This is a genomic window from Pseudomonas sp. NyZ201 (genome assembly GCF_049860765.1).
Classification (GTDB): Bacteria; Pseudomonadota; Gammaproteobacteria; order Pseudomonadales; family Pseudomonadaceae; genus Aquipseudomonas; species Aquipseudomonas bharatica.
This window is the reverse complement of record NZ_CP187557.1, coordinates 5,637,501-5,661,248: the sequence shown is the minus strand read 5'-3', so window position 1 is coordinate 5,661,248 and position 23,748 is coordinate 5,637,501. Positions and strand designations below refer to the sequence as shown.

Annotated in this window: 25 protein-coding genes; 11 read left to right on the top strand and 14 right to left on the bottom strand. The window is 63.8% G+C overall.

From position 1 onward, the window contains the following. Nucleotides 1-125: 125 nt before the first annotated feature. A complete protein-coding gene (locus tag ACPFMA_RS25505; protein WP_425929022.1) occupies nt 126-977 on the bottom strand; it encodes a MaoC family dehydratase in 852 nt (283 codons plus the stop codon). 2 nt (nt 978-979) lie between these two features. Next, complete coding sequence (locus ACPFMA_RS25500) at nt 980-2,332, bottom strand: 3-oxoacyl-ACP reductase (protein WP_425929020.1); 1,353 nt, start codon at nt 2,330-2,332, stop codon at nt 980-982. A gap of 119 nt (nt 2,333-2,451) precedes the next feature. On the opposite strand from ACPFMA_RS25500, the gene ACPFMA_RS25495 reads away from it, so the two are divergent. Next, on the top strand, nt 2,452-3,735 hold the full coding sequence (locus tag ACPFMA_RS25495; protein ID WP_425929018.1) for an acetyl-CoA C-acetyltransferase: 1,284 nt from the start codon (nt 2,452-2,454) through the stop codon (nt 3,733-3,735). On the opposite strand, the gene ACPFMA_RS25490 is transcribed toward ACPFMA_RS25495, so the two are convergent. Then, entirely contained in the window at nt 3,722-4,747 is a 1,026-nt protein-coding gene (locus tag ACPFMA_RS25490; RefSeq protein WP_425929016.1) for a bile acid:sodium symporter family protein, read from the bottom strand. The genes ACPFMA_RS25495 and ACPFMA_RS25490 overlap by 14 nt on opposite strands. A gap of 85 nt (nt 4,748-4,832) precedes the next feature. Here ACPFMA_RS25490 and ACPFMA_RS25485 point away from each other — a divergent pair, with 85 nt between their 5' ends. Further along, nucleotides 4,833-5,624 (top strand): AraC family transcriptional regulator, encoded by a 792-nt coding sequence (locus ACPFMA_RS25485; RefSeq protein WP_425929014.1) that lies wholly within the window; start codon nt 4,833-4,835, stop codon nt 5,622-5,624. Between the two features lie 130 nt (nt 5,625-5,754). After that, nucleotides 5,755-6,648: a PA4780 family RIO1-like protein kinase gene (locus tag ACPFMA_RS25480; protein WP_425929012.1), complete on the top strand. Its 894-nt coding sequence runs from the start codon at nt 5,755-5,757 to the stop codon at nt 6,646-6,648. Between the two features lie 166 nt (nt 6,649-6,814). Here ACPFMA_RS25480 and cueR read toward each other — a convergent pair whose 3' ends face one another. From cueR to ACPFMA_RS25465, 3 genes are read right to left on the bottom strand one after another with little or no spacing between them, the layout of a single operon-like run. Next, nucleotides 6,815-7,213 (bottom strand): Cu(I)-responsive transcriptional regulator, encoded by a 399-nt coding sequence (cueR, locus tag ACPFMA_RS25475; protein ID WP_009400815.1) that lies wholly within the window; start codon nt 7,211-7,213, stop codon nt 6,815-6,817. Continuing rightward, nucleotides 7,210-9,414: a heavy metal translocating P-type ATPase gene (locus tag ACPFMA_RS25470; protein WP_425929010.1), complete on the bottom strand. Its 2,205-nt coding sequence runs from the start codon at nt 9,412-9,414 to the stop codon at nt 7,210-7,212. The genes cueR and ACPFMA_RS25470 overlap by 4 nt, the downstream gene beginning before the upstream one ends. A gap of 54 nt (nt 9,415-9,468) precedes the next feature. After that, nucleotides 9,469-9,855, bottom strand: a complete 387-nt coding sequence (locus tag ACPFMA_RS25465; RefSeq protein WP_420058224.1) for a hypothetical protein — start codon at nt 9,853-9,855, stop codon at nt 9,469-9,471. 146 nt (nt 9,856-10,001) lie between these two features. On the opposite strand from ACPFMA_RS25465, the gene ACPFMA_RS25460 reads away from it, so the two are divergent. Together ACPFMA_RS25460 and ACPFMA_RS25455 are read left to right on the top strand one after the other, a co-directional pair. Beyond that, nucleotides 10,002-10,199 (top strand): heavy-metal-associated domain-containing protein, encoded by a 198-nt coding sequence (locus ACPFMA_RS25460; protein WP_009400819.1) that lies wholly within the window; start codon nt 10,002-10,004, stop codon nt 10,197-10,199. A gap of 196 nt (nt 10,200-10,395) precedes the next feature. Then, a complete protein-coding gene (locus ACPFMA_RS25455) occupies nt 10,396-11,577 on the top strand; it encodes a multidrug effflux MFS transporter (protein WP_420058225.1) in 1,182 nt (393 codons plus the stop codon). Here ACPFMA_RS25455 and ACPFMA_RS25450 read toward each other — a convergent pair. Continuing rightward, complete coding sequence (locus ACPFMA_RS25450; protein ID WP_009400822.1) at nt 11,561-11,728, bottom strand: hypothetical protein; 168 nt, start codon at nt 11,726-11,728, stop codon at nt 11,561-11,563. The two genes, ACPFMA_RS25455 and ACPFMA_RS25450, sit on opposite strands and share 17 nt — an antisense overlap. Nucleotides 11,729-11,839: 111 nt before the next feature. After that, complete coding sequence (locus tag ACPFMA_RS25445; protein ID WP_425929006.1) at nt 11,840-12,853, bottom strand: zinc-binding alcohol dehydrogenase family protein; 1,014 nt, start codon at nt 12,851-12,853, stop codon at nt 11,840-11,842. A 117-nt stretch (nt 12,854-12,970) separates the two neighbouring features. Here ACPFMA_RS25445 and ACPFMA_RS25440 point away from each other — a divergent pair, with 117 nt between their 5' ends. The 3 genes from ACPFMA_RS25440 (at nt 12,971) to ACPFMA_RS25430 (ending at nt 15,050) form a co-directional block, all read left to right on the top strand. Then, the gene (locus ACPFMA_RS25440; RefSeq protein ID WP_064304418.1) at nt 12,971-13,876 is read left to right on the top strand and encodes a LysR family transcriptional regulator; all 906 of its coding nucleotides are present in this window, start codon (nt 12,971-12,973) and stop codon (nt 13,874-13,876) included. Between the two features lie 186 nt (nt 13,877-14,062). Next, a complete protein-coding gene (locus tag ACPFMA_RS25435) occupies nt 14,063-14,287 on the top strand; it encodes a hypothetical protein (RefSeq protein ID WP_425929004.1) in 225 nt (74 codons plus the stop codon). A 43-nt stretch (nt 14,288-14,330) separates the two neighbouring features. Continuing rightward, on the top strand, nt 14,331-15,050 hold the full coding sequence (locus ACPFMA_RS25430; RefSeq protein WP_425929002.1) for an ArsR/SmtB family transcription factor: 720 nt from the start codon (nt 14,331-14,333) through the stop codon (nt 15,048-15,050). Nucleotides 15,051-15,057: 7 nt separating this feature from the next. Here ACPFMA_RS25430 and ACPFMA_RS25425 read toward each other — a convergent pair whose 3' ends face one another. From ACPFMA_RS25425 to ACPFMA_RS25415, 3 genes are all read right to left on the bottom strand, one after another. Further along, complete coding sequence (locus ACPFMA_RS25425; RefSeq protein WP_425929000.1) at nt 15,058-16,011, bottom strand: adenosine deaminase; 954 nt, start codon at nt 16,009-16,011, stop codon at nt 15,058-15,060. 129 nt (nt 16,012-16,140) lie between these two features. Continuing rightward, on the bottom strand, nt 16,141-16,824 hold the full coding sequence (locus tag ACPFMA_RS25420; RefSeq protein ID WP_064304415.1) for an SDR family oxidoreductase: 684 nt from the start codon (nt 16,822-16,824) through the stop codon (nt 16,141-16,143). Beyond that, nucleotides 16,821-17,186 carry a MerR family transcriptional regulator gene (locus ACPFMA_RS25415; protein ID WP_009400828.1) on the bottom strand — a complete coding sequence of 122 codons (366 nt, stop codon included), beginning with the start codon at nt 17,184-17,186 and terminating at the stop codon, nt 16,821-16,823. The genes ACPFMA_RS25420 and ACPFMA_RS25415 overlap by 4 nt, the downstream gene beginning before the upstream one ends. Before the next feature lie 85 nt (nt 17,187-17,271). Here ACPFMA_RS25415 and ACPFMA_RS25410 point away from each other — a divergent pair, with 85 nt between their 5' ends. Next, the gene (locus ACPFMA_RS25410; protein WP_420058232.1) at nt 17,272-17,697 is read left to right on the top strand and encodes a hypothetical protein; all 426 of its coding nucleotides are present in this window, start codon (nt 17,272-17,274) and stop codon (nt 17,695-17,697) included. 276 nt (nt 17,698-17,973) lie between these two features. Here the strand turns inward: ACPFMA_RS25410 and ACPFMA_RS25405 are convergent, their stop codons facing one another. From ACPFMA_RS25405 to ACPFMA_RS25395, 3 genes are all read right to left on the bottom strand, one after another. After that, nucleotides 17,974-18,558 (bottom strand): IMPACT family protein, encoded by a 585-nt coding sequence (locus ACPFMA_RS25405; protein ID WP_420058233.1) that lies wholly within the window; start codon nt 18,556-18,558, stop codon nt 17,974-17,976. 10 nt (nt 18,559-18,568) lie between these two features. Beyond that, on the bottom strand, nt 18,569-19,228 hold the full coding sequence (locus tag ACPFMA_RS25400) for a TetR/AcrR family transcriptional regulator (RefSeq protein WP_064304412.1): 660 nt from the start codon (nt 19,226-19,228) through the stop codon (nt 18,569-18,571). 99 nt (nt 19,229-19,327) lie between these two features. Next, the gene (locus tag ACPFMA_RS25395; RefSeq protein ID WP_009400832.1) at nt 19,328-20,245 is read right to left on the bottom strand and encodes a LysR family transcriptional regulator; all 918 of its coding nucleotides are present in this window, start codon (nt 20,243-20,245) and stop codon (nt 19,328-19,330) included. Between the two features lie 117 nt (nt 20,246-20,362). Here ACPFMA_RS25395 and ACPFMA_RS25390 point away from each other — a divergent pair, with 117 nt between their 5' ends. Then, nucleotides 20,363-21,709, top strand: coding sequence for an aspartate aminotransferase family protein (locus tag ACPFMA_RS25390; protein WP_064304411.1), 1,347 nt, complete (start codon nt 20,363-20,365; stop codon nt 21,707-21,709). A 62-nt stretch (nt 21,710-21,771) separates the two neighbouring features. Then, a complete protein-coding gene (locus ACPFMA_RS25385) occupies nt 21,772-23,265 on the top strand; it encodes a CoA-acylating methylmalonate-semialdehyde dehydrogenase (RefSeq protein WP_009400834.1) in 1,494 nt (497 codons plus the stop codon). Nucleotides 23,266-23,748: the final 483 nt, after the last annotated feature.

The window sequence follows — 23,748 nt, the reverse complement described above, 5'->3', positions numbered from 1 at the left end:
GGCGGAGAACCTTGTGGGAGCTGGCTGGCCAGCGATGAGGGCGGCCTGGGCAATGATGTTGTCAGGTCGGGCCAAATCGCTGGCAAGCCAGCTCCCACAGGTTTTGTGTTGCCTGGATGACGGCCTCAGATTGGTTGCCAAGTGCCGGTCATGTGCACCAGCCCACTATGTCCGCTCAAGCGAAACTGCCCGTTCGCCGCGGCCTCGCTGCCATCGAGGATCACCTCGCTCGGTAACCGCACCGGCTTGTGGAATGCCACCGCCACCTCATAGCCGCTGCGCGGCAGGTGCCCGCGCAGATGGGCCATGGCCATGGCCTTGCTCCACATGCCATGGGCGATGGCCTGGGGGAAGCCGAAGAGCCTGGCGCTGGCCGCACTCAGGTGGATCGGGTTGTAGTCGCCGCATACCTTAGCGTAATGCCGACCGATATCGCTGTCCGCATACCAGCGGGCCAGCTCGCTCATCTCCAGTGGCTCGGGCTGTGCCTCCAGCGGCACTTCTCCTGCCACCTTCATGCCACGGCAAAGCATGCGACTGGTCTCGGACCAGATCAGCCCGAGCCCGTCCTCGGCATCGGTGCGCAGGTCGAGGGTGGCGCCTTTTTCATGGGGCTGGAGGTTGTCCACCGACACCGAGAAGCGCAGCCGCGAGATGCCGCCCAGTGGCCGCAACACACGAATCCGGTTGCCCAGATGAACCATGCCCAGCAACGGTGCCGGGAACTCCTTGGCGGTGAGCAATTGCAACTGCAAGGCAAAGGCCATGACATGGGGGTAGGTCGGCGGCAGGCGACCATCCTGGACGAACAGGCAGAGCCTGCGATAAGCCTCCAGGTTGCGCTCGTCGACATTGATCCCGCAGCGCAGTCCGTAGCGCGGCAGGCTATCGCCGGTGATCCTGCGTTTGCTCGCCGCCTTCATGTACAGCCCGGAGAGGCTGGCGGTGCTGCCGAGGTCGTGCCAGGTCTGGGTCATGGTCAGGCTCCCATTACCGCCTGGCCGCAAACCCGCAGCACCTGGCCGCTGACCGCGCCGCTACCCGGCTGCGCCAGCCAGGCAACCGCTTCGGCGACATCCTGCGGCAACCCGCCCTGGCCCAGCGAACTCATGCGCCGTCCGGCCTCGCGCAGGGTGAAGGGGATGGCTGCGGTCATGCGGGTTTCGATAAAGCCCGGCGCGATGGCATTGATGCTGATGCCGCGCTCGGCCAGCAACGGCGCCCAGGCCTGGGCCAGGCCAATCAGCCCGGCCTTGCTCGCCGCATAGTTGGATTGACCACGGTTACCGGCGATGCCGCTGATGGACGCCATGACCACGATGCGCCCGTCATCGCGCAGGGCGCCGCCGTCGATCAGCGCCTGGGTCAGCAAGGCCGGTGCCTTGAGGTTCACCGCCAGGACCGAATCCCAGTATTCCGGGGTCATGTTGGCGAGGGTCTTGTCGCGGGTGATCCCGGCGTTGTGCACGACGATATCGATGCCGTCCGGCAGCCCTTCGAGCAACCTGGCGGACGCGTCGCTGGCGCAGATATCCAGGTCCAGCGCGCGTCCGCCGAGGCGCTCGGCCAAGGCCTTGAGATCATCCGCGGCCTGGGGTACATCGAGCAGCACCACCTCGGCGCCATCGCGGGCCAGGGTTTCGGCAATGGCGGCGCCGATCCCGCGGGCAGCACCGGTTACCAGCGCTCTGCGTCCGGCCAGCGGGCGGGTCCAATCCTGCACCTGGCTGGCGCAGGCTTCCAGGCGCAGGACCTGGCCGCTGATGAAGGCGCTTTTCGGCGAAAGGAAGAAACGCAGCGCGCCTTCGAGCTGGTCTTCGGCGTTCTTCGCCACGTACAGCAGCTGCAGGGTGCCGCCGCTGCGCAATTCCTTGGCCAGGGAGCGGGCAAAGCCTTCCAGGGCGCGCTGGGCGACCCGGGCAAGTACGCCGTCGAGCTGCTCCGGGGCGCGCCCGAGAATCACCACCTTGGCGCTGCGATCGAGGCTGCGCAGCAGCGGCTGGAAAAACTCGCGCAACTGCTTGAGCTGATCGATGTCGCCCAGGTGGCTGGCATCGAAGACCACCGCCTTGAGCTTGCTGCCGAGCCCCGCGACCCACGCCGGCAGGCCCAGGGCGTCATCGGCGAAGCTGACCACTTCGCCCGTCAGGCGCTGGCCGAACTCCGCGACCTTCAGCGCCAGCGGCCCGCCACCGAGCAACAGCGTACCCTCCACGGGCCGCAGCCGGCCGGCTTGCCAGCGCTCCAGGCGGGCAGGCTGCGGCAGCCCGACAGCCCCTACCACACGCCGACCCAGATCGGAGTTGGCGAAGTCGATATAGCGGTCGCTCATGGCACGTCTCCCTGAAATAAGCATCAGAGTGTGGACCATGATCGGCCTTTGGTCGTTCGAACCGGGAAAAAAGTCCTACGCTCTATGCGTCTATTTCGGGAATAAAAGGAATGTCTTTCATGCGAAGTCTGCGTCGGGTCGCGATCATCGGCGGTAATCGAATCCCTTTCGCCCGCTCCAATGGCGCCTATGCCACGGCCAGCAACCAGACCATGCTGACTGCCGCGCTCGAAGGCCTGATCGAACGCTTCGGCCTGCATGGCCTGCGCCTGGGCGAGGTGGCAGCGGGGGCGGTGCTCAAGCATTCGCGGGACCTGAACCTGACCCGTGAATGCGTGCTCGGTTCGCGCCTGTCGCCGCAGACCCCGGCCTACGACATTCAGCAGGCCTGCGGAACGGGGCTAGAAGCGGCGTTGCTGGTTGCCAACAAGATCGCCCTCGGGCAGATCGAATGCGGCATCGCAGGTGGCGTGGATACCACGTCCGATGCGCCCATCGCGGTCGCCGAGGGCCTGCGTCGGGTGCTGCTGGACGCCAATCGCGGCAAGACCACCGCCGACAAGCTCAAGGCCCTGCTCAAGCTGCGCCCGTCCGACCTCAAGCCGGAGTTTCCGCGCAATGGCGAGCCGCGTACCGGCTTGTCCATGGGCCAGCATTGCGAGCTGATGGCGCAGCACTGGGGCATCCCCCGCGAGGAGCAGGACGCACTGGCGCTGCTCAGTCACCAGCACATGGCCGCAGCCTACGACGAGGGCTGGCATGACGACCTGCTTACGCCATTCCAGGGCCTGACCCGCGACAACAACCTGCGGCCCGACCTGAGCCTGGAAAAACTCGCTGCCCTCAAGCCGGCGTTCGAGCGCGGCGGCAACGGCACCCTGACCGCTGGCAACTCGACGCCGCTGACCGATGGCGCGTCGGTGGTCCTGCTGGCAAGCGAGGAATGGGCCAGGGCGCGCGGCCTGCCGGTACTGGCCTACCTGCTGGATGGCGAGAGCGCCGCGGTGGACTTCGTCAAAGGTCACGAAGGCTTGCTGATGGCGCCGGTCTATGCCGTGCCGCGCTTGCTGGCGCGTCATGGCCTGACCCTGCAGGACTTCGACTATTACGAAATCCACGAGGCCTTCGCCGCCCAGGTGCTGTGCACCCTGAAAGCCTGGGAAGACCCCGAGTACTGCCGCGACCGCCTCGGCCTGGAACAGCCGCTGGGCGCCATCGACCGCTCGAAGCTGAACGTGAAGGGCAGTTCCCTGGCCGCCGGGCACCCCTTCGCCGCGACGGGGGGCCGCATCCTGGCCAACCTGGCCAAGCTGCTCGACCAGGCTGGCAGTCAAGGCGGCCGCGGGCTGATCTCGATCTGCGCCGCGGGCGGTCAGGGCGTGACGGCGATCATCGAGCGTTGACCAGCTCCGGACTCTTTGCGGCGGCGGCCTTGGCCTGGCTGGAATAGCTCTCGGCCATGATCGAGCAGACGATCAACTGCAGCGGGTGGTAGATCATGATCGGCAGCAGGATCAGGCCCAGGCCCGGGTGCGCGCCGAAGATCAGCGCGGCCATCGGCGCACCCGCCGCCAGCGACTTCTTGCTGGCACAGAACACCGCCGCGATCTCGTCGGCCCGGTTGAAGTGCAGGGCGCGTGCGGTGCGGGTGGTCAGCCAGAGCACCAGGGCAAGGATCAGCGCGCTGCCGACGAAGGCGGTGATCAGCACCGACAGCCCCTGTTGCTGCCACATGCCGGACATCATCGAGTTGCAGAGCGCGGCATACACCAGCAGCAGGATCACCACCTTGTCCATCACGTTGGTGTAGCGCTTGTGTTTGGCGAAGAAGCGGCCCAGCCAGGGACGCAGCACCTGGCCCAGCAACAGCGGAGCGAGCAGCAGGGCGCAAAGGTCGAGCAGGGTCGCGCCGAGGTCGATGCCATCGCTGCCGCTGCCTACCACCAGGCTGCACAGCCATGGGGTGATGAAGATGCCGAGCACGCTCGACAGGCTGGCGTTGAGGATCGCCGCCGGTACGTTGCCTCCGGCGCTGCCGGTCAGCGCCACCGAAGACGAAATGGTCGAAGGCAGGGCGCACAGGTAGAGGAAACCGAGCATCAGCAAGGCCGGGAGCTGGCTGCCGATGACGCTTTTGCCCAGCAGCCAGAGCAGCGGAAAGACCACGAAGGTGAAGACCTGCACCATGACGTGCAGGCGCACGTTCTTCAGGCCGTGACGAATCTGCTCGCTGGACAGGTTGATGCCGTGGAGGAAGAACACCACGAACACGCCGATATTGATCACATATTCGGCGTGCATGGCCCCGCCTGCCGCGCCGAAATGCGGGAACAGCCAGGCGAGGAAGGTGGCGAGGAACATGCCACAGAGGAACCAGTCGGTGACCACGCGCTTGAGGTGCTTGAATGCTTGCATAGGCGGACCTTCGAATCATCTTGTAATAATCAGCCGTGACGTTAACCTGCAAGGGATTTTCCGTCTTGCGACATAAGGCCAAGCGATGCCGACTAACGGACAAAACGGCGCTCCCCGTCGGATTCCCGACCTGAGCGAGTTGCCCCGACCGCTGTACGCGCGGGCCGAGAGCCTCGGTCCGGGGTCGTGGACGACACGGCATCGGCATGACTGGGTGCAGTTTTCCTACGCCATCAGTGGCGTGCTTGGGGTGTACACCGCCGAGGGCAGTTACTTTGCCCCGCCGCAGTGGGGCGTGTGGATACCGGCCGGGGTCGAGCACGAGGTGATCACCTCGACCCGCGCGGAGATGCGCAGCCTGTATGTGCGCCGTAGCGATTCGGCCTGGGCGCCGGGGCATTGCCGGGTGCTGGAGGTGACGCCGCTGGCCCGGGAGTTGATCAAGCAGTTCTGCCAGTACCCGGTGGACTATGCGCAAGGGGACAGTGACGAAGCCCATCTGGTCCAGGTTTTGCTCGATCAGTTGCGCACCTTGCCCGAGGTCGGCTTTTCCCTGCCGTTGCCGCAGCATCCGGGGTTGCTGGAGGTCTGCAACCAATTGCTGGAAAACCCCGAGCAAGGTTACAACCTGGAGCATTGGGCGCAGCGCCTGGGGCGCTCGGAAAAGACCCTGATGCGCCTGTTCCAGCGCGAGACCGGCCTGAGCTTCCGCGCCTGGCGCCAGCGCATGCGCCTGCTGTCGTCGCTGGAGTCCCTGGAACAGGGCCAGAGTGTCACGCAGGCGGCATTGGGATGCGGTTACGATTCAACCTCGGCGTATATTGCCGCCTTCAAGGGGCTGTTCGGCGCGACCCCCGGGGAACTGTTCCGGGAATGAGCTGACGTAAATTGAAACCATGTGGCCTTCGCTTCGGCACCGATACCGGCAGGGCGCTTGATATATCGTGTGCGCCTCGCCTAAAGAGGCACCCCAATTCAGTGGCAGACAGGAGCAAGAACAAAAGCCGATGAAGACTCCCAAACGGATAGAACCGCTGATCGAAGACGGGATGGTCGATGAAGTGCTGCGCCCGCTGATGAGCGGCAAGGAAGCAGCGGTCTACGTGGTGCGCTGCGGGCGTCAGTTGCGCTGCGCCAAGGTGTACAAGGAGGGCGACAAGCGCAGCTTCCGCCAGGCCGCCGAGTACCAGGAAGGACGCAAGGTGCGCAACAGCCGCCAGGCCCGGGCCATGGCCAAGGGCTCGAAGTACGGGCGCAAGGAAGCCGAGGAAGCCTGGCAGAACGCCGAAGTGGCGGCCCTGTTCCGCCTCGCCAGTGCCGGGGTGAGGGTCCCGAAACCCTACGATTTCCTCGACGGCGTGCTGTTGATGGAACTGGTCACCGACGAAGACGGCCAGGCCGCGCCGCGACTCAACGATGTGCACCTGGAAGCCGACCAGGCCCGCGAATATCACGCCTTCATCATTCGCCAGATCGTGCTGATGCTCTGCGCCGGACTGGTGCATGGCGACCTTTCGGAATTCAACGTGCTGCTCGGGCCGGACGGGCCGGTGATCATCGACCTGCCCCAGGCCGTGGATGCGGCGGCCAACAACCACGCCTTCAGCATGCTGGAGCGGGACGTGGCGAACATGGCCCACTACTTCGGGCGTTTCGCCCCGGAACTCAAGCAGACCCGCTACGCCAGGGAGATGTGGGCGCTGTACCAGGAAGGCAAGTTGCAGCCGGACAGCGTCCTGACCGGCAGCTGGAAGGACGATGACCACGTTGCCGACGTGGGTGGCGTGATGCGCGAGATCGAAGCGGCGAAGTTCGAGGATGCCCGCCGCCGCGCCGGCCGCGAGGACGCCGAGCGCGGCCCGGTCAAGGGCGAAGAACCGCCGCCACCTTGGGCGCAGTAATCCCTGTGGGAGCTGGCAAGACGGCTCCCACAGAACAAAACATAACTCTTTGATTTGCAAGGACCTTGTGGGAGCGGGTTCACCCGCGATGACTCAAGTGAACCCACCATCGTAATCGCGGGTGAACCCGCTCCCACAGTATCCGCGGCGCACTGGAGTCCAGTATTCAGTGACAACAACCGGCTGCCAGGTCCTTGAGGATCGGGCAGTCGGGGCGGTCGTCGCCGTGGCAATGGGCGACCAGTTCGCTCAGGGTGTCACGCAGGCTCACCAGTTCCTCGATGCGCCGGTTCAGGTCGGCGATATGCTCGCTGGCCAGGGCCTTTACATCGGCGCTGGCACGTTGGCGGTCCTGCCACAGGGTCAGCAGCTTCGCCACTTCCTCCAACGAGAACCCCAGGTCCCGCGAGCGCTTGATGAAGGTCAGGCTGTGCAGGTCGTCCTGGCTGTACAGGCGATAGCCACTGTCGCTGCGTGCGGCGGGCTTGAGCAGGCCGATCGACTCGTAGTAGCGGATCATCTTTGCGCTCAGGCCGGTGCGCCTGGCTGCCTGACCGATGTTCATGCCTTGTGTTCCTCCGCCGGTGTTTCAGGTTTCCAGGTTTTCAGCAGCAGGGCGTTGCTCACCACGCTGACGCTGGACAGGGCCATGGCCGCGCCGGCCAGCACCGGGTTGAGCAGGCCGAAGGCGGCCAGGGGGATGCCGATCAGGTTGTAGATAAAGGCCCAGAACAGGTTCTGGCGGATCTTTGCGTAGGTCTTGCGGCTGATTTCCAGGGCCGCCGGGACCAGGCGCGGATCGCCGCGCATCAGGGTGATACCGGCCGCCTGCATGGCCACGTCGGTACCGCCGCCCATGGCGATACCGATATCGGCGGCGGCCAGGGCCGGGGCGTCGTTGATACCGTCGCCGACCATGGCCACTACACCGGACGCTTTCAATGACGCCACATGCGCGGCCTTGTCCGCCGGCAGCACCTCGGCGTGCACGTCGTCGATGCCCAGGGCCCTGGCGACCACGCTGGCGCTGCCACGGTTGTCGCCGGTCAGCAGGTGGCTGGTGATGTTGGTTTGCGCCAGTTGCCTGACCGCTTGCTCCGCGCCCGGCTTGAGGCTGTCGCCAAAGGCGAACAGGCCCAGTACCCGGGGCTGCGGGGCGGTCTCGATCAGCCAGGAGAGGGTGCGGCCTTCGGCTTCCCAGGCCTTGGCGTGGTCCGCCAGCGCGCCGGGTTGCAGGCCGCTTTCGTCGAGCAGGCGGCGGTTGCCCAGGGCCAGGGCCCGTTCGTCGAGCGTGCCGGCGATACCGCGACCGGTGAGGGACTGGCTATCACGGATATCAGGGACGTTCAGGTTCCGTTCGGCGCAGGCGTCCAGCACGGCTTTCGCCAGCGGGTGTTCGCTGCCACGTTGCAAGGCCCCGGCCAGTTGCAGCAGGCGGGCGTCGTCACCGTCCATCGAGTGTTGATGGACGATGCGCGGGCTGCCGGAGGTCAGGGTGCCGGTCTTGTCGAATACCACGCGGTTGACCGCATGGGCCCGTTCCAGGGCTTCGGCGTCCTTGATCAGGATGCCGTGGCGCGCGGCGACCCCGGTGCCGGCCATGATCGCCGTCGGCGTAGCCAGGCCCAGGGCGCAGGGGCAGGCGATGACCAGCACGGCGACGGCATTGATCAGCGCCACTTCCAGCGGGGCACCGGCCAGCCACCAGCCGACCAGGGTGACCAGGGCCAGGACCAGCACCGCCGGGACGAACACCTGGCTGACCCGGTCCACCAGCTTCTGGATCGGCGCCTTGGCCGCCTGGGCGTCTTCCACCAGGCGGATGATCCGTGCGAGCACGGTTTCCGTGCCCAGTGCCAGGGTGCGCACCAGCAACCGGCCTTCGCCGTTGATCGCGCCGCCGGTGACGCGATCGCCGGGCCGTTTCGGCACCGGCAGGCTCTCGCCGCTGATCAGGGCTTCGTCGGCATGGCTCTGGCCTTCGACCACTTCGCCGTCCACCGGGAAACGCTCGCCGGGCTTGACCAGCACCAGGTCGTCCAGGCGCAGGACGCTGATCGGCACGTCGCGCTCGACGCCGTCCACTACCTGCACGGCCCGCTCCGGGCGCAGCGCCTCGAGGGCGCGGATGGCGCTGGCGGTCTGGCGCTTGGCACGGCTTTCCAGGTACTTGCCCAGCAGGACCAGGGCGATCACCACCGCGGACGCTTCGAAATACAGGTGCGGCATCATTCCCGGCATGGCCCGGGACCATTCGTACAGGCTCAGGCCATAGCCGGCGCTGGTGCCCAGTGCGACCAGCAGGTCCATGTTGCCGGCCCCGGCGCGTACGGCTTTCCAGGCCGCGACGTAAAAGCGCGCACCGAGGATGAATTGCACCGGCGTGGCCAGGGCGAGCTGCGCCCAGGCCGGGAGCATCCAGCTGATACCAAAGGGCTGCAGGAGCATCGGCAGTACCAGCGGCAGCGCCAGCAGGACGGCCAGGGCCACCGCCCAACGCTCGTTGCGCAGGCGTCGTTCGCTGTCGTCACGGCTGGCTGTTTCGCTTTGCTCAAGGCTGGCGCTGTAGCCGGCGCGTTCGACGGCGGCGATCAGCGTGGTGCTTTCCAGACCTGGGGCGGTTTCGATATGGGCGCGTTCGTTGGCGAGGTTGACGCTCACCGACTGCACACCGGGGACCTTCTTCAGCGCGCGTTCGACCCGACCGGCGCAACTGGCACAGGTCATACCGCCGATCGGCAGGTCGAAGGTGATTGACTCGGGCATGGGGCTCTCCTCCGTGGACTGGCCTCCAGCATCAACCTTGCCATGCTGGCAAGGTCAATAGCCCAGGGCGGCCTGTTTCAGGTAAAGGCCGGTTTGGCTCGTTGCTATGCGGTACTTGACGACTTGCCCGGCCTTGAGGGTGAAGCGCTGGGACCTCTGATTCTCGACGCCGTTGTTGCAACCCGGGGCCTGGCCCGGCAACAGGCGCAGGCGCACTTCCACATCGCCCGGCGGCAGGTTGAAGGAGGTGGACTCTTCCTGGAACAGACGACCGGTGAGCTGGTCGTTGAGGTAGATCCCGATCTCGCAGGACGTGGCGACCTCCAGGCGTTCACGGGAAATGATCATCACGCTGTAATCGGTGGGCGCTGCGGCGCTGGCCAGGGGAACCTGGCCGGACCATCCGAGCAGAGCGAGAAGGCCGAGTGCTGCCTTGCCCATGGCTGAAACTCCTGCTGATAAATCGACAAGCACGCAGCTTGGCCGACCCGGGCAAGGATTTCCAGCCCGGCAGCATCACGGCAAACTTGACCTTGCCCCGGTGGCAAGCTTGAGACTGCGGACAAACCCAACCAGGAGTCACGACGATGCAAGTATTCAACGTGGAAGGAATGACCTGTGGTCACTGCGTCAAGGCCGTGACCAACGCGGTGCAGCGCGAGGACGCGGCGGCGGAGGTCAAGGTGGATCTGGCACAGAAGCAGGTCTCGGTGAAAAGCGAATTGCCAGCGGAGCAGATTCTCGAACTGATCCGCGACGAGGGGTATGAGGCCCGGGTGATCTGATCCGCGAGCGATCACATACCCTGTGGGAGCGGGTTCACCCGCGATGACATCGGTGGATTCACTACTGCAATCGCGGCGGTTCGGCGCTCCGATGAACCCGCTCCCACAAGGTGCGCGATCAGCCTTTCGAATTTTCACCTCTTTCCCTTGGAGCCCCGGTAGACTAGCCAACTTGCTTAGCTAGCTACGGATTCCCATGAACCTGCGTACCATCCTGATCCTCGGCGCCCTCAGTGCGTTCGGGCCGTTGGCGATCGACTTCTATCTGCCCGGCTTCCCGGCCATGGCACTGGCCTTCGGCACCGACGAGAAACACATCCAGAGCACCCTGGCCGCGTATTTCCTCGGCCTGTCCATCGGCCAGCTCGCCTACGGGCCAATCGCCGACCGCTTCGGCCGGCGCATTCCGCTGCTTGGCGGGGTGGTGCTGTTCACCGCCGCTTCCCTGGCCTGCGCCTACGCTCCCACCCTTGATGCCCTGGTCATCGCCCGCTTCGTCCAGGCCCTTGGCGGTTGCGCCGGAATGGTCCTGTCCCGTGCCATCGTCAGCGACAAATGCGATGCGGTGGGCTCGGCCAAGGTCTTCTCGCAGTTGATGCTGGTGATGGGCCTGGCACCGATCCTCGCGCCGATGCTGGGCGGGCTGCTGGTCAACCTGTATGGCTGGCAGTCGATCTTCATCGCCCTGACCCTGTTCAGCGCCCTATGCACTCTGGCCGTGGCCCTCGGCCTGCCGGAAAGCCTGCCGGCCAACCAGCCGCGCCCGCCGCTGTCCGGTGCACTGGGCCAATACTGGCGCCTGCTGAAGGATCGGCGCTTCCTCGGCCATGCCATTACCGGCGGCATCTCCATGGCCGGAATGTTCGCCTATATCGCCGGCTCGCCGTTCGTCTTCATCAAGCTCTACGGGGTACCGGCCGAGCATTATGGCTGGCTGTTCGGCGCCAATGCGGCTGGCTTCATCCTGGTGGCGCAGATCAACGCGCGCCTGCTTGCCAAGCGTGGCCCGGCCGTGCTGCTGGCGCGGATGGTGTGGTTGTACCTGGCGGCAGGATTGGTGCTGCTGGGCATCAGTGCGCTGCATACCGAAGCATTGTGGCCGCTGCTGATTCCGCTGTTCGTGTGCATTGCCAGCCTCGGCGGCATCATCCCCAATGCCTCGGCCTGCGCCATGAACGGGCAGGGCGCGAGGGCCGGGAGTGCCTCGGCGTTGCTGGGATGCCTGCAGTTCAGCGTCGCTGCGGGCGCAGCGGCCCTGGTGGGGATTTTGCACGACGGCAGCGCGATGCCCATGGCCATCGTCATTACCCTGTGCGGGGCGGCGGCAGTCACGGCGGCGACGCTGACCCGTCGCCTCCCGCTCAGCCGGCCTGCCTGAACAAGGGGTGCGGTGCGCGGATCCGCGCCTGCAAGGTATCGATAAAGGCCCGGGCCTCGGCCTCGCTGCGAAAACCCACGACATGCTGGTCAAGCCGGACCTGCCAGGGGCGGTCCGGTTTCTTGCCTGTTGCCTCGAGCACTACTTTCATCGCGGCATACCTCCGGTTGGCAAAGGTCGCTGGATTGTAGGCGCGAGTTTCCCGGCTGCGGCATGACCTGGAGCAAATCGCGGACTGGCGGTCATGCCATGCGTCGGGTGGTCAGAAGCCTTCGAGCACGATCTTGCCCTTGGCCGCCCCGCTTTCCAGCAACTGGTGGGCACGACGCAGGTTCTCTGCGTTGATGGTGCCGAAGTGCTCGCCCAGGGTGGTCTTCAGGGTGCCCGCATCGATCAGCTCGGCGACCCGCTCCAGCAGCTTGTGCTGCTCCAGCATGTCCGGGGTTTCGAACAGCGAGCGGGTGTACATGAACTCCCAATGCAACGACAGGCTCTTGCGCTTGAGCTTGGCCACGTCGAGCTGTTGCGGATCGTCGATCAGCGCCAGCTTGCCTTGCGGAGCGAGGGCCTCGACCAGTTGATCGAGGTGCTGGTCGGTCTGGGTCAGGCTGGCGACATGGGTGACGTGCTGCACCCCTGCGCTGCGCAGGGCCTCGGCCAGTGGCTGGCGGTGGTCCACCACCAGGTCGGCGCCCAGTTCGCGGGCCCACTCCTGGGTTTCCGGACGCGACGCGGTTCCTATCACGCGCAGACCGGTGAGCTGGCTGGCCAGTTGGGTCAGGATCGAGCCGACGCCGCCGGCGGCGCCGACGATCAGCAGGCTCTGGCCCAGGTCTTCCTTGCCTTCGGCGATCTGCAGGCGTTCGAACAGCAGTTCCCAGGCGGTGATGGCGGTCAGCGGCAGTGCCGCGGCCTCGGCGAAGCCCAGGGTTTTCGGCATATGGCCGACGATGCGCTCGTCCACCACATGCAACTCGCTGTTGCCGCCGGCGCGGGCGATGGAACCGGCGTAATAAACTTTATCGCCCGGCTGGAACAGGCTGACTTCGCTACCCACGGCCTTGACCACGCCGGCTACGTCCCAGCCCAGCACCTTGGCCGCGCCGTTCTCCGGCTGGACGTTGCGGCGGACCTTGGTGTCCACCGGGTTGACCGAGATCGCCCGGACCTCCACCAGCAGGTCGCGTGGGCCCGGTTGCGGAGCGGGCAGTTCGATGTCCTGCAGGGCGGCGGCGTCTTCGATCGGCAGCGACTGGTAGTAGGCAATGGCTTTCATCGGGGGATTCCTCGTTGAGAAGTGGATGAGCGCCATCATTGATCCTTTCGTTTCTGGTTAAAAGCCGCTAAAACCGCAGAAACTTTCAAAATAATTTTGAAAATAAAGGCGGTACATATGTTGCGTTTCGATGATCTGCAGCTTTTCGTCCGTGCAGCGGAGCACGGCAGCCTCTCGGCGGCGGCACGCCTGCTCGACCTTTCGCCGGCAGTGGCCAGTGCGGCGCTCAAGCGCCTGGAGGCGCAGCTCGGCGCGCGTCTGCTGGCACGCTCCACCCGCAGCCTGCGCCTGACCGCCGAGGGCGAGGGCTTTCTTGCCCATGCCCGCGCGGCCTTGACCAGCCTCGATGAAGGGCGGCGCCTGCTGGCCCGGGAGCGTGACGAAATCAGTGGCGTGTTGCAGCTGTCGGCGCCGTCCGACTTCGGTCGCAATGTGCTGCTGCCCTGGCTCGACGAACTGCAGCGCGAGCACCCGCTGCTCAATGTGCGTCTACTGCTGGGCGACCGAAATGCCGATCTGTTCCGCCAGCCCGTGGATATCGCCCTGCGCTATGGTGCGCCCGAGGATTCCAGCCTGGTGGCGGTACCGCTGTGTCCGGACAACCGTCGAGTGCTCTGTGCGTCGCCGGACTACCTGGCTCGGCATGGCGAGCCGCTAAGCGTGGCCCAGCTGACAGAGCACAATTGCCTGCTGTACCGCTTGGGCAGTGGTGTGCATGACCATTGGCGCTTTTACCTGGATGGGCGGGAAGAGGACGTGCTGGTCAGTGGCGATCGCTTCTGCGACGACGCCGATGTCGTCCGGCGCTGGGCTGTGGCAGGAGCGGGGATCGCCTATAAATCCTGGCTCGATGTCGCCGCCGACGTGCGTGCCGGGCGCTTGCGGGTGCTGCTCGGCCATTACCGGGGCGAGGCTGCACCCCTAAACCTGTTGTGTACCCACCGCGCTCAACTGGGCAAGCCGGTACAACTCCTGGGTGACTTGCTCAAGGCGCGTTGTCGTACAGTTCTCGATGAACTTTAAACGCGGCGTGTTTGATTATTGGCAAGGTCTTACATCCCCTGCGCATTTGCTTGAAAGGCATTATTACTTTCAATGTAGGCGTATTACCTGAGCGAACTTGAAGACGGATATTCAGCGTGTCGATGCATCCAGTCATTCATGGGCATCTGCCGGGATTTCGCAGGGGCCGGGCTGCCACGAAAGTCAGTGTCCAAACTTTGTAAGGCCAGGCAAACCTTGGGTGATCGCTCGCAAAACGGCGACGATTATCGCGGGGAGCATGCTTATACTGGGCCGGGCAATTGCCGCCATCAAGATAAAGTTTCCCAGGCTGAAACAGCGCCGGATGCGCTGTTCGACCCGACGCATACCTGGAATTGCCGGGCAATCGATCCGGCAGTGCCGGCCAACTTTGGTCCGGCCTGGATATGAGGAAAACTTTATTCATCAATGAAACTACGCAGGGAGTGGAGACATGCAACCGATAGCCAGTATCAGCCAGGTCGCCAGTTTGATGGCCGACCCGAAACGCAGTGCCATGCTCTGGGCGCTGATCGATGGAATGGCACGCCCGTCGGAGGAGTTGGCCATGCTGGCCGGCCTTACACCTTCTTCGGCCTGCGCCCACCTGGCCCGGCTGTCGGCCTGCGGGCTGCTCAAGCGCGAGGCCCGCGGGCGCAAGCGCTACTTCCGCCTGGCGGCCCCGGAAATCGGCACGGCCGTGGAGGCCCTTGCCAGTGTGACCATCCGCGAGCACGAGACGCCGCTGACCAGGCAGCCCGCCATAAGCGTGCCGCTGGCCATGCGCAAGGCGCGCCTGTGTCGCAATCACCTGGGTGGAGAAGTGGCGGCCGACCTGCTCCAGCGCCTGCTGGACGCGCAATGGCTGCAGCAGACCGAGCAGCAACTGGACATCACCCTGACCGGGCGCGAGGAGTTCGCCAGCCAGGGCATTTTCATCGATGCCCTGGCGCAGCGCGATGGCCGCCTGTGTAGCTTGTGCAGTTGCTGCAGCGAAGTCGACGAGCGCCGTCCACACCTGGGAGGCGCCTTGGGCAGCAGTGTGCTCAAGCTGTTCGTGCAATCCGGGTGGGTGCGAATCACCGACGAAACCCGAGCAGCCCAAGTGACCGCGGCGGGCTTGCGCGGCATCCAGCAGATCGCCCGGATGCCGCTTCCCCTACGGATGGGATGAAGGTGCCTCAGGCCCTGACCAGACGGGCGTCCAGGCTGTTCTGTGCCAAACGGCGGGCCTGGTCTTCGGTCATGCCCAGATGGGTGTGCAGGGCGTGGAAGTTCTCGGTGACATAACCGCCGAAATAGGCCGGGTCGTCCGAGTTCACCGTGACCTTCACGCCGCGCTCGAGCATGTCGAGGATGTTGTGCTGGCTCATGTGGTCGAACACGCACAGCTTGATGTTGGACAGCGGGCACACCGTCAGCGGGATCTGTTCGTCGATGATGCGCTGCATCAGGCGTTCGTCCTCGATGGCACGCACGCCGTGGTCGATGCGCTGGATCTTCAGCAGGTCGAGGGCTTCCCAGATGTACTCGGGCGGGCCTTCCTCGCCGGCGTGGGCGACGGTCAGGAAGCCTTCGCTGCGGGCGCGGTCGAAGACACGCTGGAACTTGCTCGGCGGGTGTCCCATTTCCGAGCTGTCGAGGCCGACTGCGACGAAGGCGTCACGGAAGGGCAGGGCCTGGTCGAGGGTCTTGTGCGCTTCTTCTTCGCTGAGGTGGCGCAGGAAGCTGAGGATCAGGCCGCTTTCGATACCCAACTGTTCACGGCCATCCTTCAGGGCGCGGGTGATGCCGTCGAGCACCACTTCGAAGGGGATGCCACGGTCGGTGTGGGTCTGTGGATCGAAGAAGGGTTCGGTGTGAACGACGTTCTGCGCCTTGCAGCGTTGCAGGTAGGCCCAGGTCAGGTCGTAGAAATCCTGCTCGGTGCGCAGGACGTCCGCACCCTGGTAGTACAGGTCGAGGAATTCCTGCAGGTTGTTGAAGGCATAGGCCGCGCGCAGGGTTTCGACATCATTCCAGGGCAGGGCGATCCTGTTGCGTTCAGCCAGGGCGAACAGCAGCTCGGGCTCCAGCGAACCTTCCAGATGAAGGTGCAGTTCTGCCTTGGGCAGCGCGTTAAGCCAGTCGTACATGGGAGGAATCTCATCAGGTGCAATCGGCGCATTCTACAGAGGTTGCCAGACCGGTGCGGTGAAACCTGACCGACAGGTTGACTATGCAGGCGCCATGTTCTTAGGCACCGGTCGTTCAGGCAGGGAACATCACCAGGTCAGGGCTTCGCCCCGGTAGTTGACGTAATGCACGCCGGGCTTGCCACTGTGCGCCTTGACCTGTTCGAGCATGCCGCGGGTGCTGGTGGCAACGTCGATATCCGCGCCGTCGCCGCCCATGTCGGTCTTGACCCAGCCCGGGTGCATCGCCAGGACGCTCAGGCGGGTATCGCCGAGGCGGACCACGAAACTGTTGATCATCGAATTGAGGGCTGCCTTGCTGGCCTTGTACAGCGCCAGTTCCGGAGCATCGGGAATGGCGATGCTGCCCAGCACCGAACTCATGAAGGCAATCACACCGCCGTCCTGGCGCAACTGTCCGGCGAAGCGCTGGGCGACACGGATCGGCGCCACGCTGTTGGTCATGAACAGCTCGCCGATTTCGGCCAGTTGTACGGCCTCGGCATTCTGGTTGTCCGGGCCCTTTACCCCGGCATTGATGAACAACAGGTCGAAGGTCTGGCCTGCAAGCTGTTGCTTCAGGGCATCCAGCTGCTCGGAGCTGTTCATTTCCAGGGTAAGCACCTGGACGTTCGGTAGCGTCTTTAGCGCAGTGGCCTTGGCGATATCGCGCACGGTGGCGACCACCTGCCAGCCGTCTTCGCTCAGGCGTTCCACCAGGCCGAGGCCAAGGCCGCGGGAGGCGCCGATGATCAGGGCGGTTTTCACAGTCATGCGAGGGCTCCTTTCAATGTGAGGGGGCAGCGTTCTTCCAGGCGCTGCCTGAGCGCCTGGCGCAGCTCGACGAGGGCATCGATACGCGCCTCGACCAGTTCCAGCTTGTTGTGGATAAAGCGCGTTATCAGCGCTTCGGGGTCCGGGGCCTGCCACAGCTCGGCGACGTTGTGGCTGATTTCGCCGAGGCTGAAACCGAGTTTTTGCGCGGTCTTGATCAGCAGCACCAACTGCACGGTTTCCACCGGGTAATCACGATAGCCGTTGGCGCTGCGGTTGGAGCGGATGAGGCCGCGTTCTTCATAGAACCGCAGGGTGTCGCGGCTGACGCTGCAGGTTTGCGCCAGTTCTCCGATACGCACGATCAATTCCTGTGGAGAGGGGTTGACCTTGGAGCATACTCCAGGCTTTAGCCTGCCGCTCTCACTTTCCAACAAGGAGCGGTATATGTGGAGCCAGAGCGGTTATCGTGGTTTGGTCAGGGCCAGTGGCTGGTATGACTTGCTGGTTGCAGCAGCGTTCGTCACCCCCTGGAGCTTCATGTTGTTGCACGGGCTGCTGGGCGAGGTCAGTGCCTTCCTGGGGCTGGCTGGCGACCTGCCCGAGTTCTCGCCCTTGCACATGCTGATGGGCAACCTGATGGGGTCGATCGTTTGCGTCTGGTCGGTCCTGCGTATCCGCGATCCACAACAGCAATTCGGCCGCTACGACGCGGTCGGGCGTTTGCTGTTTGCCACCTGGCAGGGGTACGCGTTGATGCACGGGGCCACGCAACTGCTTTGGGGCTTCCTGGTACTGGAAGTTATCTGGGGCATCCTGCAACTGTTGCCAGTGAACAAGGCCGAACAAAAAATGATCAATTCTCTCGCATGACGGCCAGGCAAGCGCGTGGCGCAGGCGTGCACGGTTTATCCACAGCTTGCTCCACAGTATCTGTGGGCAAGCCGCTTGGCTGGGTATAAGTGCAGATTCATGCGCTTCGAAACGCGATAAGCCAGGTTAAGCGGCTGATTGTTCGACGAATAAGCGCCTGTCATCAAATGTTGATCAAAATATGATCGTTGCGCTGCAAGCCTTGTGGCAGAAGGCTTGCAGCGGCCTGCCCAGAGGTTATCCACAGGCGGGCCCACAGTAGGTGTGAGCAAGTGTTCAGCAGCGTTCGAGCAGGATGCGTCCCCGGCTGAGATCGGCCAGTTGGCGTTGCACGTTGTCGATGTGTTCGGCACCAAGGGCCAGTTGCACATCGACGCCATTCGCGGTGAAGGCTTCATCGAGGATCACGCCGTCGGCTTCGGCGATCCGTAGCTTGAGCAGAGCCAGCTCGCTGAACGAGCAACTGCATTTCAGTTCGGTTCGACTTATCAACAGGCGTTTCGGCGCCTGTTGCAGGCACTTGTTGGCCCCCCCGCCGTAGGCTCGGGCGAGGCCGCCGGTGCCCAACTGGATGCCGCCGTACCAGCGGATCACCAGCACCACCACCTGATCGCAATCCTGCGCCTCGATTGCCGCCAGGATCGGTCGACCGGCCGTACCGCCGGGTTCGCCATCGTCGCTGCTGCGGTACTGGGCGCCTATCTTCCAGGCCCAGCAGTTGTGGGTGGCGGCCAGGTCGCTGTGTCGTTCGAGAAAGGCCTGGGCGTCGGCGGGCGTGTCGATGTGGGCCGCGAGGGTTATGAAACGGCTCTTGCGAATTTCTTCGCGGTATTCGCAGGTTTCCAGCAGCGTAGAAGGCATAAGCGGGTGTTCAGTTCGGCGGAGTCAGGCCACAGCCTTTGAGAATGATGTGGATAAGATTGTCGCCGGCCTCTTCCATGTCCTGCTTGGTCAGGCGGCTACGGCCAGTGACCTGGCAGATCTGCGTGGCGAAGTCGGCGTAGTGCTGGGTGCTGCTCCACAGCAGGAAGATCAGGTGCACGGGATCGACCTTGTCCATCTTGCCGGCGTCGATCCAGGCCTGGAATACCGCTGCCCGGCCTTTGAACCATTCACGGTAGTCCTGGCTGAAGTAGTCGGTCAGGCAGTTGCCGCCACTGATGATTTCCATGGCGAAGATCCGCGACGCCTGGGGGTTGCGTCGGGAGAATTCCATTTTCGCACGGATGTAGCGGGCGAGCGCTTCGGCCGGGTCGTCCTCGACACTGAGGGCGTTGAAGGTGCTGTCCCACAACTCGATGATGTTGCTCAGGACAGCGATATACAGGCCCAGCTTGTTGGTGAAGTAGTAATGCAGGTTGGCCTTGGGCAGCCCGGCCTTGAGGGCGATGGTGTTCATGCTGGTGCCCTTGAAGCCGTGGCGGGCGAATTCATCTTCGGCGGCCTGGATGATGGCCTGCTCGTTCTTCTGGCGGATACGCCCGGCGGGCTTGGCGGCGAGGGTGCGGTGGGCGGGCACTTCAAGGGTCATGGGCAATTCCGGCAAGCAAGGAAATTAAGGCACATGCGTTGATACCCCAGGCACGGCGGGTGGGCAAGCGCGAAGACGCGAGAATATCGCAATTGGCTCCTAACGTGTCGCAGCCAGGCTCTCGAGGAAGCTTTCCAGGACCAGATGGGGACGTCGCCCCTTGCGTGTAACCCAGGCCAGCGACAGGTCGTAGAAGCGCTCGCCAGGCTTGAGCGCGCGCAACCGTCCCTGCTGGACCCAGAAGGTGGCGTAGTGATCCGGCAAATAGCCGATGTAGCGTCCAGTGAGGATGAGGAAGGCGATGCCCTCGCGGTCCGAGGCACTGGCCGTGCAGTTCAGCGCCTGATGCAGCGCCTGGATGTCCGCAGGCAGGCGATAGGTCGGGGCGATCGCATCCTGGGCATTGAGGCGCTGGTCTTCCAGTTGCCGGTCGTCCACGTAGAACAGTGGATGGCCGACGGCGCAATAGAGCAGCGAGCGTTCGCTGTACAGCGGTTGGTACTCCAGGCCCGACAGCGGACTGGCCTGTGGGACCACGCCAACATGCAGGCTACCGTCGAGCACGCCCTGTTCCACCTGGCTGGGCGGAATCATGCGGATACGAATGCGCACATCGGGGCCGCGGTCCTTGAGCTGGGCCAGGGCGTGAGTGATGCGCATGTGGGGCATGGTCACCAGGTTGTCGGTCAGGCCGATGTTCAGCTCGCCGCGCAGATGCTGGTGCAGGCCGTTGACCTCGGTGCGGAAGCTTTCCAGGGCGCTGAGCAACTGCAGGGCCGACTGGTAGACCTCGCGGCCTTCTTCGGTCAGGGAGAAACCGGCGCGCCCGCGCTGGCACAGACGCAGGCCGAGGCGCTGTTCGAGGTCGCCCATCTGCTGGCTGATTGCCGAGCGGCCGATGCCCAGGACGTTTTCCGCTGCCGAGAAGCCGCCACACTCGACCACGCTGCGGAAAATCTTCAGCAGGCGGATATCGAAATCGCTGACCTGGGAAAGCGGTTCGGGACGACGGCTCATAGTTTAGTGACCGGTAATCCAAAGATTGGAAAAGTAGAGTTTTCCAGACTTTATAGGCGTGACAAGTTATCGGCAATACACCGAATGCTGTTCAACCTGCCTCGCGAGGTCCTGTCGATGAATCTGCCTGAAAACGCTCCTGTCGGTCTGGCCAGCCAGCTGAAGCTGGATGCGCACTGGATGCCCTACACCGCCAACCGCAACTTCCAGCGTGATCCGCGCCTGATCGTCGCCGCCGAAGGCAATCACCTGGTCGACGATAAGGGCCGCAAGGTTTTCGACGCCTTGTCCGGCCTGTGGACCTGCGGCGCAGGCCATACCCGCAAGGAAATCCAGGAAGCCGTCGCTCGCCAATTGGGCGTGCTGGACTATTCGCCGGCGTTCCAGTTCGGTCATCCGCTGTCTTTCCAGTTGGCTGAGAAGATCACCGAGCTGACCCCGGGCAATCTGAACCACGTCTTCTATACCAACTCCGGTTCCGAGTGCTGTGACACTGCGGTGAAGATGGTGCGTGCCTACTGGCGGCTGAAAGGCCAGGCCACCAAGACCAAGCTGATCGGTCGCGCTCGTGGCTACCATGGGGTGAACATCGCCGGTACCAGCCTGGGCGGCGTGAACGGCAACCGCAAACTGTTTGGCCAGTTGCTGGACGTGGACCACATCCCGCATACCGTATTGCCAGGCAATGCGTTCACCAGGGGCATGCCGGAAGAGGGCGGGATCGCCCTGGCCGATGAAATGCTCAAGCTGATCGAACTGCACGATGCTTCGAACATCGCAGCGTTGATCGTCGAGCCGCTGGCCGGTTCCGCCGGCGTACTGCCACCGCCCAAGGGCTATCTGAAACGCCTGCGGGAAATCTGCGACCAGCACAATATCCTGCTGATCTTCGACGAGGTCATCACCGGTTTCGGCCGCATGGGCGCGATGTTCGGTGCCGACGCTTTCGGCGTGACCCCTGACCTGATGTGCATCGCCAAGCAGGTCACCAACGGTGCCATCCCGATGGGCGCGGTGATCGCCAGCAGCGAGATCTACCAGACCTTCATGAACCAGCCGACTCCGGAGTACGCGGTGGAATTCCCCCACGGCTACACCTACTCGGCGCACCCGGTGGCCTGCGCGGCCGGCATCGCTGCACTCGATCTGTTGCAGAAGGAAAACCTGGTGCAGTCCGCCGCGGAACTGGCGCCGCATTTCGAGAGCGCGCTGCACGGCATCAAGGGCACCAGGAACGTCATCGATATCCGCAACTATGGTCTTGCTGGCGCGATCCAGATTGCCGCGCGTGATGGTGATGCGATCGTCCGTCCATACGAAGCGGCGATGAAGCTGTGGCAAGCCGGTTTCTATGTCCGCTACGGCGGCGACACCCTGCAGTTCGGCCCGACCTTCAACACCAGGCCGCAGGAGCTGGACCGCCTGTTCGACGCGGTGGGCGAAGCGCTGAATGCCATCGACTGATCTCTTTCTCTTTCCGGGGCGGGCCGTCTGGCTCGCCCGAACCTGATTACTGGAGTTATTGCATGAGCACCGTTGCACACCTGATCAATGGCGAACTGGTTTCCCCGAGCGAGCGCAGCGCCGATGTCTTCAACCCGTCTACCGGCCAGGCGATCCACAAGGTGGCACTGGCCAGTCGCGCTACCGTGCAGCAGGCCATCGATGCAGCCAAGGCCGCGTTCCCGGCCTGGCGCAACACCCCGCCGGCCAAGCGTGCGCAGGTGATGTTCCGTTTCAAGCAATTGCTGGAGCAGAACGAGGCGCGTATTTCCCAACTGATCAGCGAAGAACACGGCAAGACCCTGGAAGACGCTGCCGGTGAACTCAAGCGTGGTATCGAGAACGTCGAGTTCGCCTGTGCCGCGCCTGAAGTACTGAAAGGCGAGTACAGCCGCAACGTCGGTCCCAACATCGATGCCTGGTCCGATTTCCAGCCGCTGGGCGTGGTGGCCGGTATCACCCCGTTCAATTTCCCGGCGATGGTGCCGTTGTGGATGTATCCGCTGGCGATCGCCTGCGGCAACTGCTTCATCCTCAAGCCTTCCGAGCGCGATCCGAGCTCGACTCTGCTGATCGCCCAATTGCTGCACGAGGCCGGTCTGCCCAAGGGCGTGCTGAACGTGGTGCATGGCGACAAGGAAGCGGTGGATGCGCTGATCGAAGCGCCTGAGGTGAAAGCCCTGAGCTTCGTGGGTTCGACGCCGATCGCCGAGTACATCTATGCCGAAGGAACCAAGCGCGGCAAGCGCGTCCAGGCACTGGGCGGCGCGAAGAACCATGCGGTGCTGATGCCGGATGCCGACCTGGACAATGCGGTCAGTGCACTGATGGGCGCTGCCTACGGTTCTTGCGGGGAGCGTTGCATGGCCATCTCGGTGGCGGTGTGCGTGGGTGACCAGGTGGCCGATGCGCTGGTGGCCAAGCTGGTTCCGCAGATCCAGGGTCTGAAGATCGGTGCCGGTACTTCCTGCGGTCTGGACATGGGCCCGCTGGTGACCGCAGCGGCTCGCGACAAGGTGGTGGGGTATATCGACGACGGCCTGGCGGCTGGCGCCGAGCTGGTGGTGGATGGTCGTGGCTTGCGTGTTGCCGGCCATGAAGACGGCTACTTCGTTGGCGGTACCCTGTTCGACCGCGTCACCCCGGAGATGCGCATCTATAAGGAAGAGATCTTCGGGCCGGTGCTGTGCGTGGTGCGGGTCAACAGTCTGGAAGAGGCGATGCAACTGATCAACGATCACGAGTACGGTAACGGTACCTGCATCTTTACCCGTGACGGTGAAGCGGCGCGTCTGTTCTGCGACGAGATCGAAGTGGGCATGGTCGGCGTCAACGTGCCGCTGCCGGTGCCGGTGGCCTACCACAGCTTCGGCGGCTGGAAGCGTTCGTTGTTTGGCGACCTGCATGCCTACGGTCCGGACGGTGTGCGCTTCTATACCCGGCGCAAGGCGATCACCCAGCGCTGGCCGCAGCGTGCCAGCCATGAGGCTTCGCAGTTCGCGTTCCCGAGTCTCTAAGCGCTGCTCTGTTCTATATAGAAGAAGCGGGAGGCCCTTTGGGCCTCCCGCTTTGTTTTAAGGGCTTTTGACCGGCATGACAATTTTGTTGCAACAAGTGCTTGACGCCCGGTTTTATCTCTCTATAATTCGCCCCACTTCCGGCGCAGTCGAAACGGAAAACTCCTTGAGATTCAACGAGTTAGAAGTTTCAGGTAGTATCGGAAGTACTTCGGTCTTCACCGAAAGCGGTTGAAAAAGGCAGTTGACAGCAGGTTGTAACGCTGTAGAATTCGCCTCCCGCTGACGAGAGATCGCAGCGAGTCAAGTGTTTGAAGTTGAACGAGAAATTCTGAAAGACTTCAAAATAAACGCTTGACAGGCTGAGAGGAAAGCGTAGAATGCGCGCCTCGGTTGAAGCGAAACGCTTCGCCAAACGCTCTTTAACAATCGAATCAAGCAATTCGTGTGGGTGCTTGTGGTAATGGACTGATAGTCAGAAAG